A 15,980-nucleotide genomic window follows, 5' to 3' on the forward strand; every position below is an offset into this window, starting at 1 on the left:
ATCTCCTTGTTTTGATGCATCAGATGATGATGCCATGCAGGTATGACAACGCTGTCACGCAGGCGAAGAAAGAGGTGGTTTTTAAGGGTTTGTCCCGGTCAAAAGGGCCTGCAAAGCGGGCTTTTGCACCTTGCCCAAGGCACTCTTGGGCAAGCTGTCCATGAACACCACGCGGCGCGGCAGCTTGAAGCGGGCGATGCGGCTTTGCAGGTGTTGCAGCACGGCTTCGGCCGTCAGGGTCTGCCCTGCGGCGTCGGGGCTGCGCACCAGCACCGCCACGGGCACTTCGCCCCAGCGGGCATCGGCCACGCCGACCACCGCGTTGTCGGCCACGCCGGGCAAGGTGACGAGCTGGTTTTCGATTTCGGCCGGGTAGATGTTTTCACCGCCCGAGATGATCATGTCTTTGCTGCGGCCGACGATGGTGATGCAGCCGTCTTCGGCACGCTGGCCCAAGTCGCCCGAATGGAACCAGCCGTCCTGCAGACCTGTGTTGGGCTCTCCGTCGGCACGCCAATAGCCGCGCATCAGGTTGGCGGCGCGGATGCAGACTTCGCCCGTTTCACCGGGGCCGACTTCCTGGCCTTGCGCGTCGATGAGTTTGACCTGCGCTTCGGGGTGCGGCCAGCCCGATGCGCCCACGCGGGCCATGGCGTCTGGCAGACGCAGCACGATGGACACAGGCCCCGTCTCGGTGGTGCCATAGACCTGCCCCACGGGCACGCCGCGTGCCTGCAGCATTTCGAGGTAAGCCACAGGCACGGTGGACGAGCCGGTCATGATGCCGCGCAGGCAAGCCAGCGAGGTGTCTGCCCATCGCGGGTGTTCAAACACGGCGCGCATGGTGGCGGGCACCAAGAGCGACAGTGTGGGGCGGCTCGTTTGCATTTCGTCCAACCAAGCGGTCGGGTCAAAGCGCGGATGCAAGACCACCTCCACCCCAGCCAGCAGCGCGGGCAGGGTCTGGATGCACAGGCCGCCCACATGGAACATGGGCAAGGTGGACAGCACCTTGTCGCCCGGTGTGTTGTTGTGCGCCCCTGCACGGCTGAAGTCGTGCGCCCATGCACTGGCACGGGCATTGGCCAGCAGCGCCGCTTGTGTGTGCACAGCGCCCTTGGGCACGCCCGTGGTGCCCGAGGTGTAGACCAGCAGCAGCGGCAGCTCGCCATGAACGGCAGGCATTGGCAATGCGCGAGGCGAGGCGGTGGCGATCAGGCTGTCGTGGTGCGTATGCTGCAGGCCTGCGCCTTGCAACGCATAGGCTGTATCGGCGTGGTGGGTGTCGTGTACCAGCAGGCGCGGCTGGGCGTCTCCCATGACCTGCTGCAGCTCTGGCACCGCCAGGCGAAAGTTGAGCGGCAAAAACACTGCGCCCAAGCGGGCGCAGGCCACCAACGTGACCAACTGCAACTCGTGGTTAAACCCGAGCCAAGCCACTCGGTCGCCCGGCTGCACGCCCCAGTTGGATTGCAGGTGCGCGGTGACGCGTGCCACGCGCCGCCAAAATTTGGCAAAGTCGTAGGCGAAGGTGCTGTCACCCGTCTGGGTGGCCTTGCGCTCATCGCCCCGGAAGGTCATGGCGGGCTGCGTGCCGCAGTCCTGCGCCAGCTGCGCAAAGCGGGCAGCAAGGGGGCTGGTTTCGTCGCCCAACATCACTCGTCTTTTTCGCCGGGTTCGTACAGGGCTTCGCGGCCAATGCGGTCCATGCACAGCTCGGCTGTCCAGGGCAGCATGAGCGAGCCGCAACGCGCATCGCGGTACAGGCGCTCGAGCGGCAGGCTTTTGAGCATGGACTGACCGCCGCAGGTGCGGATCGCAAGGCGGGCGATGTCTTGCGCGTTCTCCATGATGGTGTACTGCGCGGCATAGGCGCGCAGGCGGGTGGATTTGCTCGGGTCCACCTTGGCGTCTTCGATGGCGCGCAAGAACAGGTTGCGCGTCTGTTCGAGCTTGATGAACATCTCGGCCACGGCGATCTGCTTGGTCGCGAACTGGCGGCGCTTGACGGGGCCCGTGCCCGCAATCTCGCCACGCAAATAGGCCACGGTGAAGTCGTACGCCGCTTGCGCGATGCCCATGTAGGTGGGCGAGAGCGTCATGAACATGTGCGGCCAGCGGCTGGCCGCCTGGAAGTACAGGCCTTGCGGCATGAGCGCCGCGTCGTCGGGCACGAACACGTCTTTGAAAATCAAATTGCGCGACACGGTGGCGCGCATGCCCAAAGGGTCCCAATCGCCTTCGATCGTCAGGCCCGGCGCGGTGCGGGGGATGGCCAGGTACAAGGTGTCCCGGCGCGAAAGGTCAGCGCCCTCTTTTTTCTCGGTACAGAGCACGCCAAAGTAATCGGCCGCATCTGACAGGGAAGCGAAGATTTTTTTACCGTTGATCTTCCAGCCGCCTTCGACCTTGACGGCGAGGGTGCCGAAGGGTTGAGCGCCTGACGCCGCTGCACCGCCTTCTGAAAACGGCTGCGCGTAAATCGCGCCGTCTTTCACCACCCGTGCAAAGTGCGTGGCCTGGTGCTGGCGGTGTGAAGCGCGCTGCTCGGGCGTCATCTCCAAGTCTTCAGACAACAAGCCGCTCCAGAGCATGGTGCAGACGTGCATGTTGAAAGTGAGCGCGGTGGCGCCGCAGTAGCGGCCAATCTCGGCCGACACCATCGCATAGGTGGCGTAATCAGCACCCTGACCGCCATGCGCTTCGGGCACGCACAGCGCCAGCAGGCCCGAGTCACGCATGTCGTCGTAGTTGGCAAACGGGAACTGCGCGTCGCGGTCGAGTTGCGCGGCACGGGGGGCGAACTTCTCGCGGCCCAGCTGGCGGGCCAGCGCCATCAGCTTTTGCTGTTTTTCGGTCAGGGGGTAATCGTCGCCACAGATGGGCATGACGTCTGGTTGAGAGAGGGCTGTCACGTCGGTCATGGTTTCACGTCCTTTAGGAATTTTTCGAGTTCGGCGTTGAACGCCTCGGGCTGTTCGTAATGCAGCAAATGCCCTGCACCGGCCAGGCAGGAGTAGCGCGCACCGGGGATCTTTTGCGCCATGCGTTCCATCACGGTAGGCGGTGCGGTGCGGTCATGTTCTGCGGCCAGGCAAAGCACAGGCACGGTGATGGTGGGCAGAGCGGCGCGTTGCTCAAACTGCACCAGCGCATGCAGCGCGGCGCGGTAGGTGGCGGGCTGCACTGCGGCCATACTTTGGTGCGCATGGATCAACTGGCTTGCATCGCCACCGGGTGCGGCCATGGTGGGGATCAGCTTGTCGGCAATGTCACCCATGTTTTTGCCCGCTTCCAACGGGGCCAGGCGCTGCGCCAAAAACTGTTTTTGAAAATCGCCGTCGCTGTTGCCAAAAGCCGGGCTGCTGGCGGCCAGCAGCAGGCCACGGATGCGCTCTGGCTTTTGCGTCCAGGCTTGCAGGGCGACCATGGCCCCCATGCTGTGGCCCACCAACACGGCTTGGTCGATGTGCGCCGCGTCCAGCATCTGCCACAGGGCTTGCGCCAGGTGCGCGAAGTCGTAGGGGGTGACCATGGGGCTGTCGCCATAACCGGGCATGTCCCAGGCCAGGCTGCGCCAGCCCAGAGCAGCCACATGCGCTTGTTGCACTGTCCAGCCGTGTCGGCCGCCGCCCACGCCGTGCAAAAACACCACAGCAGGCTGTGTGGGCAAGCCTACGTCGGTGAAGGCTGGCGAGTTCATGCCAGCGCCGCGCTCACGACTTGGCCCGCATCAACCACCACCGTGTCGTCGAGCCGGATGGTGCAGCCGCGCATAGGCAGGTCAAAGTGGCCCAGCGTGTGGCGGCCCGCGACTTCGTTGGCCCCGGTCGAATACAAAAAGTTGCCCGCAAAGGCCCGCAGCTCGGTGCCGTTGCAGTCGCGCTTGTCATAGAACGCCATGGCGTCCCAACGCGCCGCGGGGTTCAGGCCAAAGCCCACATGCGAGACGGCATAGGCGGCGCGGTGGCCTTCGGCGTCTTCCCAAGCTTTCCAGTAGCCGCGCATCATGTCCACATCGACGCCCTGCCCCTCGATGGCGACCACGCTGTCGTTCTCGATGGCCAGGCGGATCGTGTCACGCAAATAGCTTTTGAAGGTCAGGTTCACATCACCCGGGGCCATGACCAGCGTGCCGTTGACACTGCCCGCTGCGGGGAAAGCCAGCGCCAGCCCGGCAGGCCAGTGCGACACCATGCCCGGCTTGGGGCAAAAGCCCCACACACCGCCGACCACCGCTTGTTTGTCGCCATGTTTCAGGTTCACGCGCAGGTCGGTGCCTGCGGCTGACGTCACATGCATCTGCTGCGCGGCGCGGAGCTTTTTCATGGCCGAACGCACCACGCCTTCAAGCGCCGGATCGGGTACGGTGCGCTCCAAAATTTCAGGGTGCTCGTTCGACACCATCAACAAGCGCGGCATATGCCCGTCCACGCCTTTCATGATGGTGGGCAACTCGGGCGCGTGCAGAAGGCCTTCGACGGTGCAGTCCACCACCATGTCGGCGCGGGCCAATGCAGCCACCACGGGGCCGAGTTGCCCGATAGCGTCGCTGGCGCCTGTGGATCGCACCGGCGCGGGGGCGGTGAGTGCAGGCGTGGTCAAAGTCACTTCGAACACGCGGGCGCCCATGGCTTCCAGAGCGAGGCGGGCCAAGTCCACGTTGACCCGGCGTGATTGGGTTTCGGCCAAAATAGCGACCACTTCGCCAGGCTGCACCTTGCACAGCGTGAAGGTGCGGGTAAAGGCCGCGAGCCACCTGTTTTCGATTCGTTCCACCAGCATGCTTGTCTCCTTGGCCTGCAGCTCTGAACGGTTCTCCTGCAGACATGAATGGTCAGTTTATATGAAAATTCATGCAATTCAACTATCATCCACCCATGCACCAAGCCCCCCCATCTCACATCAAAGCGCTCAGTCCAGACTTTGAAACGCCGCATTTCAAGCAAGCACTATCACGCTTTGCCACGGGGGTGACCGTCATCACCACGTTCGCGCCGGGCGCACACAAGGGCGATTCGGCCAGCAGCAGCTTTGTGGGCATCACCGCCAGTTCATTCAACTCGGTGTCGCTCACGCCCCCGCTGGTGTTGTGGAGCCTGGGGCAAGGCGCCAGCAGCGCACCGCTGTTCCATGCGGGCACGCATTACGTGGTGAACGTGCTGGCCGCCGATCAGCTGGATGTCTGCAACCGTTTTGCCTTCGGCAAAGGCGACCGCTTTGCCGATACCGCTTACAAGCTGGGCGAGTCGGGTTTGCCCATTTTGGATGGCGCTCTGGCTTGGTTTGAATGCCACAACCGCAGCCGACACGAAGAAGGCGACCATGTGATTTTTGTAGGTGAGGTGGAACGCTGCGGCTTCAGTGATGGCTCGGCCCCACTCGTTTACCAGGGCGGTCAGTTCAGCACCACTACGCCATTAGCATGAGCAACCCGGCAGGCTTTGTCGACGACTACCTGGCCTACTTGCTGGCCCGCGCCAGCCATTTGATTTCGAGCGAGTTCCACGCCGTGGTCGAAGCCAGCGGCCTGAGCCTGATGGAGTGGCGCGTCATGGCGAGCCTGTCGGGCAAAGACAGTTTGAGCATCAACGAACTCGCCAGCATCGTGCTGGCCAAACAACCCACCGTGACGAAGCTGGTGGGCCGCATGCAAGACGCCGGTTGGGTCAAACGTTGCGACGCCGCACACGACAAACGCCAAAGCCTGGTCAGCCTAACAGCCGCAGGTCGGCGTAAAGTGCAGCCCCTGCTGAAACAAGCCAAAGCGCACGAAGCCCAGGTGGTGTCTGCTTTGGGTGCGGACCCGGCCCATCAACTCAAGCTCATGTTGGAGAGCTTGATTGATGCGCATACCGGTGCTGGGGAGCGCTGAGTCGCTTTCGGGGTTTTGATATTGCTGTTTGGATGCGGCTCTTTGCTACGGGACGCAGATGTGAGTTGATTAGCTGTCGCTGAGTTCAAATCCCGTGTTGCAAGCTTAATATCAATATCTGCAGTATCGATGGCACTCTTGCAGAAGGGCAACGCGGTGAAAATACTTTCCCCGAATAAGTATTTTATTTTGCAACTGCAAATTACTATATTTAAAGCATGCAACTACCAACTGCGACCTAATTTCCAATGTGGCGTACTCGAAGGATGGCATCTTTTGAAATAGCTGTTTTTAAATAGATTTAGAGATACCACAGACTCATCTACTTGCCCAGATAGATTTAAGGCATGCCCTCGTTTTTTCGTACCTTTGGTGCAGGCATTTATGATTATTGTTTTTTCATTTGTATATCGCATCAATCTTTCAATGAAATCCTCTTTTGCATAATTCCAGGAATTTAAAAATACAGAATCTCTATCCTTCGAATTTTGACCCTTTAGCTTTTTTCCAAGAGAGCACTGATAAGGTACAGCATTCATCAAAAGCAAGTTAAATTTTTCTGGAGTCTTGAAATTTATTTGCCTTGCAATTTCCACGGTTGCCGTATCTAAATAGGCTCGTATACTCCGACCTGTTTATCCATTAGCTGGGCCAATAGCTGAAATACTTCCATCTAAATTCATCTCATACTCATCCACGTGAGGACTTTCAAGAATAATCAGCAAGCTAGATTTATTTTTAAAACAGGATGATGCTTGAGGTAAATTTTTTCTCCAAGTAAAATCATTACGGGAATTTCCAAGGTAAATAAATCCATCAGGCGAATACATTACATCACCAACCCATTGATCGGGGCAGCGACTTACATTACCAGCCTGCAAACCAATTTTAGACACCACACTAGAAAAATCCAATTCAGTAAACATAAAATTTAAGTTATGGTGTTTTTGGTCTTTTTATCTCAAGTTTTTGAATTTCATTTAATATAGATTCGCGCTCCTCTACAAGCTTGGATGAAATAAATTTAACATTACACTTAGAATAACAGCTCATTTTTATAGATAATTTACTCTTCCTCCATTCATACATTCTCCCCTCCCCTAATGAGTATTTTTCACTTGGATAACCGAATTTTAAACTTATTGAATTTGCAATAACCTCTTCTTGGTTGCCTTCTATTTCATTAGCCTCTAACACATCAACCTCCCCAACCTCATTAAGCGAAATCCAGAACTTTGCAGAAATCGCCCAAGCGGGTAAATTAAAGAAGTCTTGGTATTTAACAGACCCGCTCAAATCTCCATCTTTTTTTCGAGGACTATTAATCCAACAAATTCTTTTTGATTGATCACTGGTTGCTGCACAAGATTGAATCTTATAAGCAAGAAGCCCACCAATGGGGATTCCAAATGCTGTTTCAAATGTTGTAGCTGATATGAAATTTGGAAAAATCAAAAAAGGCAACAAAAGTAAAATTTTCATATTTAATTTGGTATGACTGATAGAAAAATGTGATTTGAAGTTTTTACAAATTCTTTACGAATGCACCGACACAGTAGCACCCCCCTCATTTATACTAGGAATTTACATACTATTCAATAATGCTTTTGAAAATTTATTTATCCAATAAAAATGCGCGTCTGTGATCGTCAGCATCCTAGAGGAAAAATTTCGAACATAGGATCGTTAATATTTACATCTTGCGCCCGATTAATTCATTCAAACACAGACATGGGAGAGCGCACGCAACAAGATAATTCGGCCATTTAGCTCATAAACCTATGATGACCAGAATCAAGCGTGAACGTAAGCAGCCCATCGATCAGCATCGCCATTGACACCGCGCAAGGCGCGTATCCCCTCAGTCTGGCACCACCGCCGTCACTTCGATTTCAACTTGGGCTCGATCTTCGACCAGGTCGGCCACTTGCACCAGCGTCATGGCCGGGTAGTTCTTGCCAATGACTTTCTGATAGACCTTGCCCAGCTCCCTGCCGCGTGCGAGGTATTCCTTCTTGTCTTTGACGTACCAGGTCATGCGGGCCATGTGCTGTGGGCCTGCGCCTGCGCACGCGAGCGTGTCGACGATGTTTTGCAGGGCCTGGCGGCACTGGGCCACAAAGTCGTCGGTCTCGAACTGGGCTTGGCCGTTCCAGCCGATCATGCCCGCGACGAACACCATGCGGCCACGCGCTTCGATGCCGTTGGCATAGCCTTTGGCGGGTGCCCAGCCTTCGGGTTGCAAGACGTTGAACATGGTGGGCTCCTTAAGAAATTTGACGCAGCTTGAAGCGCTGCAGTTTGCCGGTTTCGGTGCGGGGCAAGGCGTCCAGAAAGACCACCTTGCGCGGGTACTTGAACGGGGCGATGGTTTGTTTGACGTGCTCTTGCAGGGCTTTTTCCATGGCCGCATCGCCCGTGTGGCCGGGCTTGAGCACCACATAAGCCTGCACGATGTGGCCGCGGTCTTCGTCGGGCATGCCGACCACGCCGCATTCGGCCACGGCCGGGTGTTGCAGCAAAGCGCCTTCCACCTCGGGGCCTGCGATGTTGTAGCCCGCCGAGATGATCATGTCGTCGTTGCGCGCCTGGTAGCTGAAGTAGCCATCGGCGTCCATGACGAAGGTGTCGCCGGGCAGGTTCCAGCCGTCTTTCACATAGTCTTGCTGGCGCGGGTCGGCCAGGTATTTGCAGCCTGTGGGGCCGCGCACCGCGAGCCGCCCCACGGTGCCGGGCGGCACGGGTTGCATGTCGTCACCCACGATCTGCGCCACATAGCCGGGCACCACTTGGCCAATGCTGCCGGGCCGCACTTGCGCGCCCGCGCTCGAGATGTAGATGTGGATCACTTCGGTGCCGCCAATGCCGTCCGTCATCTCGATGCCTGTGGCCTGCTTCCACAGCTGGCGGGTGGCGTCGGGCAAGGCCTCGCCTGCCGAGACGGGGTGCTTGAGGCTCGACAGGTCAATGCCTTTGGCCAGCGTTGCCATTTGGCGGTACATGGTGGGCGCGGTGTAGCACTGCGTGGCGTGGTACTTGGCAATGGTCTGCATCAAGGTCTCGGGCGTGTGCTTTTCGAGCAGCACGGTGCTGGCACCATAGCGCAGCGGGAACGCCAACAGACCACCCAGCCCGAAGGTGAAGGCGATGGGCGGCGTGCCACACACCACATCGGTTTCGTTCATCTTCAAGATGTGGCGCGGGAACAAATCGCACATGGCCAGCACATCGCGGTGAAAGTGCATGGTGCCCTTGGGCTTGCCCGTGGTGCCGCTGGTGAACGCAATCAGGCACACGTCGTCGCGGCTGGTGGCGTGAGGCATGTACGCGCCAGTTTGCTGCGCCATGCGCTGCTCCAGACCATCAGGGGCATCGCTGCGGAACTGCACCAGCTGCTGCAAGCTGGCCATGTGGCTGGCGTGACCGGGCGTCATGCAGTGCTGCAGTTCGTCGGCCAGCAGGCTGTCGCACAGGGCGGCGCTGACCTGCGCTTTGTCGATGATCTGGGCCAACTCGCCCGCACGCAGCAGCGGCATGGTGGGCACCGCCACCAGGCCCGCCTTGAGCGTGCCCAGCAAGCAAGCCGCCATCATGGGGCTGTTACCGCCTCGCAGCAAGATGCGATTACCGGGCACGAGGCCCATGTCATGGGCCAGCACCTGGGCGATGCGGTTACTCTTGTCTTGCAACTGCGCATACGTCCAGCTGAAGTCGCCACCGCCCTTGTTGAAGTCGCTCACGCCATGCAGCGCGATGCGATCGCCTCGGCCTTCGCTCACATGACGGTCCACCAATTCCACAGCGCAGTTGATCTGGTCCGGGTAGTCAAGCTCGTGCCGGTCGGCGATGAACTCGGGCAGCTGGTCTTTGGGCGGCAGCCGGTCACGCGCAAAGGTGTCGGTGTGGCTGCTGGGCAGCAGTTGGTTCCAGTCGCTCATGTCAACCTTTCAGCATGTCTTTGCCGATGATCAGCTGCTGCACTTCGGTCGCACCTTCGTAAATGCGCAGCGCCCGAATCTCGCGGTACAGGGACTCGACCATCACGCCTTTTTTGACGCCCATGCCGCCGTGCATCTGCACCGCCATGTCGATGATCTGCTGGGCGTTTTCGGTGGCGGTCATCTTGGCCATGGCCGCTTCGCGGGTGATGCGCCCGCCTTGGTCGCGCAGCCAAGCGGCGCGATACGTCAAGAGGGTGGCCGCGTCTAGCATGGTGGCCATCTGCGCTATTTTGGTCTGGGTGATCTGAAAGTCGCCCAAGGTTTGGCCAAACATTTTGCGAGAACGCGCCCAACTGATGGACTCGTGCAGCGCACGTCGCCCAAAGCCCAAAGCGGCTGCGGCCACCGAGGTGCGGAACACATCGAGCGTGGCCATGGCGACCTTGAAGCCTTGGCCCGCTTCGCCAATGCGTTGGTTAGCTGCCACCTTGCAGTTGTCAAACTTGAGCGTGGCCAGCGGGTGCGGCGCGACCACGTCGATGCGCTCTTCAATCGACAGACCGGGCGTATCCGCATCGACAATGAAAGCCGTGATGCCGCGTGCGCCAGGCGCTTCGCCTGTGCGGGCGAACACCACATAAAAGTCGGCGATGCCGCCGTTACTGATCCAGGTCTTGCGGCCGTTGAGCACATAGCCGTCTGCCGTGGCCGTGGCGCTGCACTGCATGGCGGCCACGTCCGAGCCTGCATCGGGTTCGCTCAAGGCAAAGGCGCTCAAGGCCTGACCTGAGGCCACACGCGCCAGGTAGCGCTGCTTTTGATCGTCGCTGCCCATGAGGCTGATGGCGCCTGTGCCCAAGCCCTGCATGGCAAACGCGAAGTCAGACAAGCCGTTATGGAAAGCCAGCGTCTCGCGCAGCAGACAGAGCTGACGGGTGTCGATCACGTCTGACGCTGCGCCATAGGCCGTGCCTGACACTGCATGCTTGAGCCAGCCGCCTGCGCCCAGCAGGCGCACCAGACGGATGCATTCGGCATCCACCGCATCGCGGCTTTCGTCGTGGTGTGCGTGTGCAAGGTGCTCTTGGCACCAAGTGTCCAAGCGCACTTTGAAGTCGCGGTGGCTGTCGTCAAAGAAGGGCCAGTCGAGTTCTGGCGGGTGATTGGCTGGGTGGTCTGACATGACTCAGTCCCCTTCAAAAACAGGTGTTTGCTTGGCCACAAAGGCGTGGTACGCCCGGTGGAAGTCGTTGGTGGCCATGCAGATGGCTTGGGCCTGGGCTTCGGCCTCGATGGCTTCGTCCACGCCCATGTTCCATTCTTGTTGCAGCATTTTTTTGGTGATGCCGTTGGCAAAGGTGGGGCCTGCCACCAGCTGGGCGGCGATGGCCTGTGCATCGGCCAGCACGGTGCCTGCCTCGCACACGCGGTTGTAAAAACCCCAGCGCTCAGCCTCCAGCGCGCCCAGGCCGCGCCCGGTGAACAGCAACTCGCTCGCACGCCCCTGGCCGATGATGCGCGGCAAGAGCGCGCACGCGCCCATGTCGCAACCGGCCAGGCCGACCTTGTTGAACAGGAAATAGGTCTTGCTGCGCTCGGTGCCGTAGCGCAGGTCAGACGCCATGGCCAGGATCGCGCCTGCGCCCGCGCACACGCCGTCTATCGCCGCGATGATGGGTTGTGGGCAGGCACGCATGGCCTTGACCAAATCGCCGGTCATGCGGGTGAAAGCCAAGAGGCCGGGCATGTCGAGCTGGGTGAGCGGGCCGATGATCTCGTGCACATCGCCGCCCGAGCAGAAGTTGCCACCCGTACCCGTGATGACCACGGCGTGGATGTCAGGTGCGTAGGACAAGGCGCGGAAAAAGTCGCGCAGCTCGGCATACGAATCAAACGACAACGGGTTCTTGCGCTCGGGACGGTTCAGGCTCACCGTGGCCACACCGTCTTTGAAGGACAGCAAAAAATGCTCGGGCTGGTAACCCGCCATGGGCTGGTTGTGGCGGGGCAGCTGGTGCGGCTGGCCGGGCAGGTAGCGTTGGGTCATTTTGTCTCCTCAGAATTTTTAGGGTTGCCGGACTTCAAGGTGCCCAGCAATTGATGCAGTTGAGTTTGTTCTCGCTCAGCCAGCGGCGACAGCAGCTCGACGACCCAGCCCTCGTGGGCCAGGGCCATGGCCGAGAAAGCGCTGCGCCCGGCATCGGTCAGGCTGACGGTATAGGAGCGGCGGTCGCTGGCTTGCATTTGCCGCTGCACCAGTTGTTCTTTTTCAAGCTGGTCCACGATGCTGGTGACGTTGCCACCTGTGACCATCATGCGGCGCGACAACTCGCTCATCGACAGGCCTTGCGGCTCGCGCTCGAGTTGCGCCATCAGGTCAAAGCGCGGCAGCGTGATGTCAAACTGCTCGCGCAGCCGCTGGCGGATCGTGTCTTCGATGCGGGTGGTGGCCGAGAGCAGACGCAACCACAAGCGCAACGAGGCGTGGTGGTCGGCGTGCGCGCGCACTTCCATATCAGTGTCTTGTCGTGCGCTCATGACACCAGCTCCCCACCATCAATGGCAATCGATTGGCCGTTGATCGCATCGCTGCCCGCTGCGCACAGCCACAACACGCTTTGCGCCACTTCGTGCGGCTGCACCAGACGCTGCTGCGGGTTGCTGGCGGCCAGCGCTTGGCGCGCCTCGGCTTCGCTCTTGCCGGTTTTGCTCACGATGTTTTGCACCGCTTCGCGCACGATGTCGGTCTCGGTGTAGCCGGGGCAAATCGCGTTCACGGTCACGCCTTTGCGGGCCAATTCGAGCGCGAGTGCTTTGGTCAAACCCACCACACCGTGCTTGGCGGCCACATAAGCGCTCACGTAGGCATAGCCTTTGAGGCCTGCTGTGCTGGCGATGTTGACGATGCGCCCGGGCGTGCCTGCTTTGGCCGCTTCGAGCATGCCCGGCAGCACCGCCTGAATGCAGTGGTAGGTGCCTGTGAGGTTGACGTTCAGCATCTGTTGCCACAGCGCGGCACCTGTCTTGGCAAAGGGCGCGCTGTGCGCCTGGCCCGCGTTGTTGACCAGGATGTTCACCGAACCAAAGCGGGCCTGCGCCTGCAGCACCGCCGCTTGCACGGCGTGTTCATCGGCCACATCCATGGGCGCGATCAGCATCGCCACGTCGGGCACTTGCGTGCGCAGTGCCTCGGCTTGCGCCTGCAGCGTGTCTTGCGAGCGGCCACACAAGGTCAAGCGGCAACCCGCTTGCGCGAGCTGCAATGCGATGGCCGCGCCAATGCCAGCGCCCGCGCCTGTGATGAGGGCGTGGCGGTTGCTCAGCATGCTTTGATCCCTGTAGGAGCGGCGCCCTCGCCGCGATGGGAATTTGTAGGAGTCACCTCGCCTTGATTGGTTTCTGTGGGAGCGGCGCCCTCGCCGCGATGGACGCCCATTCGCGACGAGGGCGTCGCTCCCACAAATTCAAATTGCAAGGAAGTTGAAGTCCCCCCATGAGCATTCAACATCTCAATCCCCCTTTGTCGCAGCCTGCTGGGCACGCTCGCGGGCAAAACCGGCTTCGAGCTGCGGCTTGCCCGACACGTAAGCACGTGGCCAAGGGATGTCTTTGAAGCCGATGCGCGCGGCTTCGGTCAGCGTCCAGGCCGGGTTAGCCAAATGCGGGCGGGCCACAGCGCACAGGTCGGCGCGGCCTGCGGCCAGGATGCTGTTGACGTGGTCGGCCTCTGAGATGGCACCGACCGCGATGGTGGCGATGCCGGCTTCTTGGCGGATGCGGTCGGCAAAGGGGGTTTGGTACATGCGGCCGTAAGTGGGCTTTTGCTGCGCACTGACCTGGCCCGACGAGCAGTCGATCATGTCGGCGCCAGCGGCCTTGAAGGCGCGGGCGATCTCGACCGCATCGGTCGGTGTGATGCCGCCTTCCACCCAGTCGTGCGCCGAGATGCGCACCGACATGGGCAGGTCTTTCGGCCAAGCGGCGCGCACAGTGGCAAACACTTCGAGCGGGTAACGCAGGCGGTTTTCGAGCGAGCCGCCGTATTCGTCTTTGCGATGGTTGGTGAGCGGGCTGATGAAGCTCGACAACAAATAGCCGTGAGCGCAGTGCAACTCCAGCCAATCAAAACCAGCTTGCGTTGCGCGTTGGGTGCAGGCCACGAAGTCGGCCGTGACGCGGTCCATGTCGTCGCGGGTCATGGCGCGGGGCACATCGCCATGGGCCAAATAGGGCATGGGCGACGCGGCGATCAGCGGCCAGTTGCCTTCCGCATCGTCAGCGGGTACAGGCTGGTCCATGCCCGCGCCTTGCCAAGGTCGGCAGGTCGAGCCTTTGGGCCCGGCGTGGCCGATCTGCAGGCCGATCTTCGCGTCAGATTTGGCATGCACCCAGTCCACGATCTTTGCAAAGTCGGTGATCTGCTGGTCATTCCACAAACCCGGGCAGCCGTGCGTGATGCGGCCATCCATGCTGGGCGCGGTCATCTCGACCATCACCAGCCCTGCACCGCCCATGGCGCGTGCGCCCAGGTGCACGAGGTGGTCGTCGCCCACGCGGCCGTCCACGGCCATGTATTGCGCCATGGGCGATACCACCACGCGGTTCTTGAGCGTGACCGAGCGCTGGGTATAGGGCGTGAACATGGGAGGACGAATGCCCGGCTTCGCTGTGCGGCCCGCAAACCAGGCCTCGTAGCCTTCCAGCCAGGCTTTGTCACGCAGCCGCAAATTCTCGTGGCTGATGCGCTGGCTACGGGTGAGCATGGAGTACATGAACTGCTCGGGTTCGAGCTGATCGCAATAACGCTCGCCACACACCTCGAACCATTCCATCGCGTTCCAAGCGGCGTTTTGCAGGCGAATCACGTCGATCTCGCGCACGGCTTGGTAATCTTTCAGCACTTCAGGAATCCGGTCTGCGGTGTCGCCCAGCGCCTTGAACTGGCGCACCAACTCAATGGCGTCTTCGAGCGCGAGCTTGGTGCCCGAGCCGATGGCAAAGTGCGCGGTGTGCACCGCGTCGCCCATCAGCACCACATGGCTGTTGCCGTTGAAGGTGGACCAGTTGGCGCATTTGACGCGCTGGAAGTTGAGCCATGCCGAGCCACGCAGGTGGCGGGCGTTGGTCATCAGCTTCTCGCCTTGCAGATTCTTGGCAAATAGCTTTTCACAGAAGGCGATCGACGCGTCTTGGTCGGCTTTGTCCAGGCCGTGCGCCAGCCAGACATGCTCGGGGCACTCAACAATGAAAGTCGAAGTTTGGTTGTCGAATTTGTAGACGTGCGCTTGAAACCAGCCGTGCTCGGTCTTTTCGAACAAAAAGGTGAAGGCGTCGTATTGACGGTTGGTGCCCAGCCAGATGAAGCGGTTGGGACGGGTGACGATGTCGGGCTTGAACACTTCAGGCATGCGGCTGCGCACACGTGAGTTGACGCCATCACTGGCGATGATGAGATCAGCATCAGGAAAGTCCAAATCCGAGTTCACGTCCTGCTCGAACAGGAGTTTGACACCGACTTGTTCGCATCGGTCTTGCAAAATGTTGAGTAATTTTTTACGGCCAATGCCCACAAAGCCGTGACCGCCTGATCGAATCACACGGTCCTTGAAATGCAGCTCTATGTCATCCCAATGGTTGAAGGCCTGCTCAACCTCGGCAGCGGTCTCGATGTCCCACTGGCGCATGTTCTCCAGCGTTTGATCTGAAAACACCACGCCCCAACCAAATGTGTCGTAGGGCTTGTTGCGCTCCACCACGGTGATGTCGTGGTGTGAGCCGAGCTTTTTCATCAGCAACGCAAAGTACAAACCCGAAGGACCACCACCAATACACACGATTTTCATGTTCGTTCTCTTTGCTATAAACCGCACAGGCCATTGATTAAGGCCTATATATTTCAAACCTCAAGTATTGAGGTGAATGAATAGTCGGTCAATCAGGGAGTAACCCGTAGAAAACGAAAGAAAGAGAGGAAATGGTGCTGATGCAGAAATGGTCCGCACAAAGCAAAACGCCCCACCGATCGGTGAGGCGTTTTGGGCTGTTAGAAGCCTGACGATGTCCTACTTTCACACGGGAATCCGCACTATCATCGGCGCTAAGTCGTTTCACTGTCCTGTTCGAGATGGGAAGGAGTGGGACCAACTTGCTATGGTCATCAGGCA

15 protein-coding genes and 1 rRNA gene are annotated in these 15,980 nt (G+C 59.6%); 2 read left to right on the forward strand and 14 right to left on the reverse strand.

The annotated features are described in order from the left end of the window. Positions 1–81 precede the first annotated feature (81 nt). Genes SWE17_RS08700 through SWE17_RS08715 form a run of 4 tightly spaced genes read right to left on the reverse strand, consistent with a single transcriptional unit; the run spans position 82 to position 4,785 of the window. Positions 82–1,656 (reverse strand): class I adenylate-forming enzyme family protein, encoded by a 1,575-nt coding sequence (locus tag SWE17_RS08700; RefSeq protein ID WP_322992705.1) that lies wholly within the window; start codon positions 1,654–1,656, stop codon positions 82–84. Next, positions 1,656–2,924, reverse strand: a complete 1,269-nt coding sequence (locus SWE17_RS08705) for an acyl-CoA dehydrogenase family protein (RefSeq protein ID WP_416234997.1) — start codon at positions 2,922–2,924, stop codon at positions 1,656–1,658. The genes SWE17_RS08700 and SWE17_RS08705 overlap by 1 nt, the downstream gene beginning before the upstream one ends. Continuing rightward, positions 2,921–3,703 carry an alpha/beta fold hydrolase gene (locus tag SWE17_RS08710; RefSeq protein WP_322992706.1) on the reverse strand — a complete coding sequence of 261 codons (783 nt, stop codon included), beginning with the start codon at positions 3,701–3,703 and terminating at the stop codon, positions 2,921–2,923. The genes SWE17_RS08705 and SWE17_RS08710 overlap by 4 nt, the downstream gene beginning before the upstream one ends. Continuing rightward, positions 3,700–4,785, reverse strand: a complete 1,086-nt coding sequence (locus SWE17_RS08715; RefSeq protein ID WP_322992707.1) for a peptidase M29 — start codon at positions 4,783–4,785, stop codon at positions 3,700–3,702. The genes SWE17_RS08710 and SWE17_RS08715 overlap by 4 nt, the downstream gene beginning before the upstream one ends. Before the next feature lie 71 nt (positions 4,786–4,856). Here SWE17_RS08715 and SWE17_RS08720 point away from each other — a divergent pair, with 71 nt between their 5' ends. Then, a complete protein-coding gene (locus SWE17_RS08720) occupies positions 4,857–5,429 on the forward strand; it encodes a flavin reductase family protein (protein ID WP_416234998.1) in 573 nt (190 codons plus the stop codon). Next, on the forward strand, positions 5,426–5,875 hold the full coding sequence (locus SWE17_RS08725) for a MarR family winged helix-turn-helix transcriptional regulator (protein ID WP_322992709.1): 450 nt from the start codon (positions 5,426–5,428) through the stop codon (positions 5,873–5,875). The genes SWE17_RS08720 and SWE17_RS08725 overlap by 4 nt, the downstream gene beginning before the upstream one ends. A gap of 635 nt (positions 5,876–6,510) precedes the next feature. On the opposite strand, the gene SWE17_RS08730 is transcribed toward SWE17_RS08725, so the two are convergent. From SWE17_RS08730 to rrf, 10 genes are all read right to left on the reverse strand, one after another. After that, positions 6,511–6,801: a hypothetical protein gene (locus SWE17_RS08730; RefSeq protein ID WP_322992710.1), complete on the reverse strand. Its 291-nt coding sequence runs from the start codon at positions 6,799–6,801 to the stop codon at positions 6,511–6,513. 10 nt (positions 6,802–6,811) lie between these two features. After that, a complete protein-coding gene (locus SWE17_RS08735) occupies positions 6,812–7,357 on the reverse strand; it encodes a hypothetical protein (RefSeq protein WP_322992711.1) in 546 nt (181 codons plus the stop codon). A 379-nt stretch (positions 7,358–7,736) separates the two neighbouring features. Continuing rightward, entirely contained in the window at positions 7,737–8,132 is a 396-nt protein-coding gene (locus SWE17_RS08740) for a RidA family protein (protein ID WP_322992712.1), read from the reverse strand. Between the two features lie 10 nt (positions 8,133–8,142). Further along, a complete protein-coding gene (locus tag SWE17_RS08745) occupies positions 8,143–9,795 on the reverse strand; it encodes an AMP-binding protein (RefSeq protein WP_322992723.1) in 1,653 nt (550 codons plus the stop codon). A 19-nt stretch (positions 9,796–9,814) separates the two neighbouring features. After that, the gene (locus SWE17_RS08750) at positions 9,815–10,999 is read right to left on the reverse strand and encodes an acyl-CoA dehydrogenase family protein (RefSeq protein ID WP_322992713.1); all 1,185 of its coding nucleotides are present in this window, start codon (positions 10,997–10,999) and stop codon (positions 9,815–9,817) included. Between the two features lie 3 nt (positions 11,000–11,002). Next, entirely contained in the window at positions 11,003–11,863 is an 861-nt protein-coding gene (locus tag SWE17_RS08755) for an enoyl-CoA hydratase family protein (RefSeq protein ID WP_322992714.1), read from the reverse strand. Then, a complete protein-coding gene (locus SWE17_RS08760) occupies positions 11,860–12,354 on the reverse strand; it encodes a MarR family transcriptional regulator (protein WP_322992715.1) in 495 nt (164 codons plus the stop codon). Before SWE17_RS08760 ends, SWE17_RS08755 begins: the two co-directional genes overlap by 4 nt. Continuing rightward, positions 12,351–13,142 (reverse strand): SDR family NAD(P)-dependent oxidoreductase, encoded by a 792-nt coding sequence (locus SWE17_RS08765; protein ID WP_322992716.1) that lies wholly within the window; start codon positions 13,140–13,142, stop codon positions 12,351–12,353. Before SWE17_RS08765 ends, SWE17_RS08760 begins: the two co-directional genes overlap by 4 nt. Positions 13,143–13,325: 183 nt before the next feature. Continuing rightward, complete coding sequence (locus SWE17_RS08770) at positions 13,326–15,659, reverse strand: bifunctional salicylyl-CoA 5-hydroxylase/oxidoreductase (protein WP_322992717.1); 2,334 nt, start codon at positions 15,657–15,659, stop codon at positions 13,326–13,328. Positions 15,660–15,865: 206 nt separating this feature from the next. Then, positions 15,866–15,978, reverse strand: a 5S ribosomal RNA gene (gene rrf, locus SWE17_RS08775). Positions 15,979–15,980 lie beyond the last annotated feature (2 nt).

Origin of the sequence: Limnohabitans sp. (genome assembly GCF_034680285.1) — a bacterium.
Classification (GTDB): Bacteria; Pseudomonadota; Gammaproteobacteria; order Burkholderiales; family Burkholderiaceae_C; genus Limnohabitans_A.

Bases quoted from the DNA above. Each gene is read 5' to 3' on its own strand.
- SWE17_RS08720 (WP_416234998.1), top strand. From the start codon at position 4,857: ATGCAATTCAACTATCATCCACCCATGCACCAAGCCCCCCCATCTCAC.
- SWE17_RS08770 (WP_322992717.1), bottom strand. From the start codon at position 15,659: ATGAAAATCGTGTGTATTGGTGGTGGTCCTTCGGGTTTGTACTTTGCG.
- SWE17_RS08760 (WP_322992715.1), bottom strand. From the start codon at position 12,354: ATGAGCGCACGACAAGACACTGATATGGAAGTGCGCGCGCACGCCGAC.
- SWE17_RS08710 (WP_322992706.1), bottom strand. From the start codon at position 3,703: ATGAACTCGCCAGCCTTCACCGACGTAGGCTTGCCCACACAGCCTGCT.
- SWE17_RS08705 (WP_416234997.1), bottom strand. From the start codon at position 2,924: ATGACCGACGTGACAGCCCTCTCTCAACCAGACGTCATGCCCATCTGT.
- SWE17_RS08750 (WP_322992713.1), bottom strand. From the start codon at position 10,999: ATGTCAGACCACCCAGCCAATCACCCGCCAGAACTCGACTGGCCCTTC.
- SWE17_RS08730 (WP_322992710.1), bottom strand. From the start codon at position 6,801: ATGTTTACTGAATTGGATTTTTCTAGTGTGGTGTCTAAAATTGGTTTG.
- SWE17_RS08755 (WP_322992714.1), bottom strand. From the start codon at position 11,863: ATGACCCAACGCTACCTGCCCGGCCAGCCGCACCAGCTGCCCCGCCAC.
- SWE17_RS08765 (WP_322992716.1), bottom strand. From the start codon at position 13,142: ATGCTGAGCAACCGCCACGCCCTCATCACAGGCGCGGGCGCTGGCATT.
- SWE17_RS08725 (WP_322992709.1), top strand. From the start codon at position 5,426: ATGAGCAACCCGGCAGGCTTTGTCGACGACTACCTGGCCTACTTGCTG.
- SWE17_RS08735 (WP_322992711.1), bottom strand. From the start codon at position 7,357: ATGAAAATTTTACTTTTGTTGCCTTTTTTGATTTTTCCAAATTTCATA.
- SWE17_RS08715 (WP_322992707.1), bottom strand. From the start codon at position 4,785: ATGCTGGTGGAACGAATCGAAAACAGGTGGCTCGCGGCCTTTACCCGC.
- SWE17_RS08700 (WP_322992705.1), bottom strand. From the start codon at position 1,656: ATGTTGGGCGACGAAACCAGCCCCCTTGCTGCCCGCTTTGCGCAGCTG.
- SWE17_RS08740 (WP_322992712.1), bottom strand. From the start codon at position 8,132: ATGTTCAACGTCTTGCAACCCGAAGGCTGGGCACCCGCCAAAGGCTAT.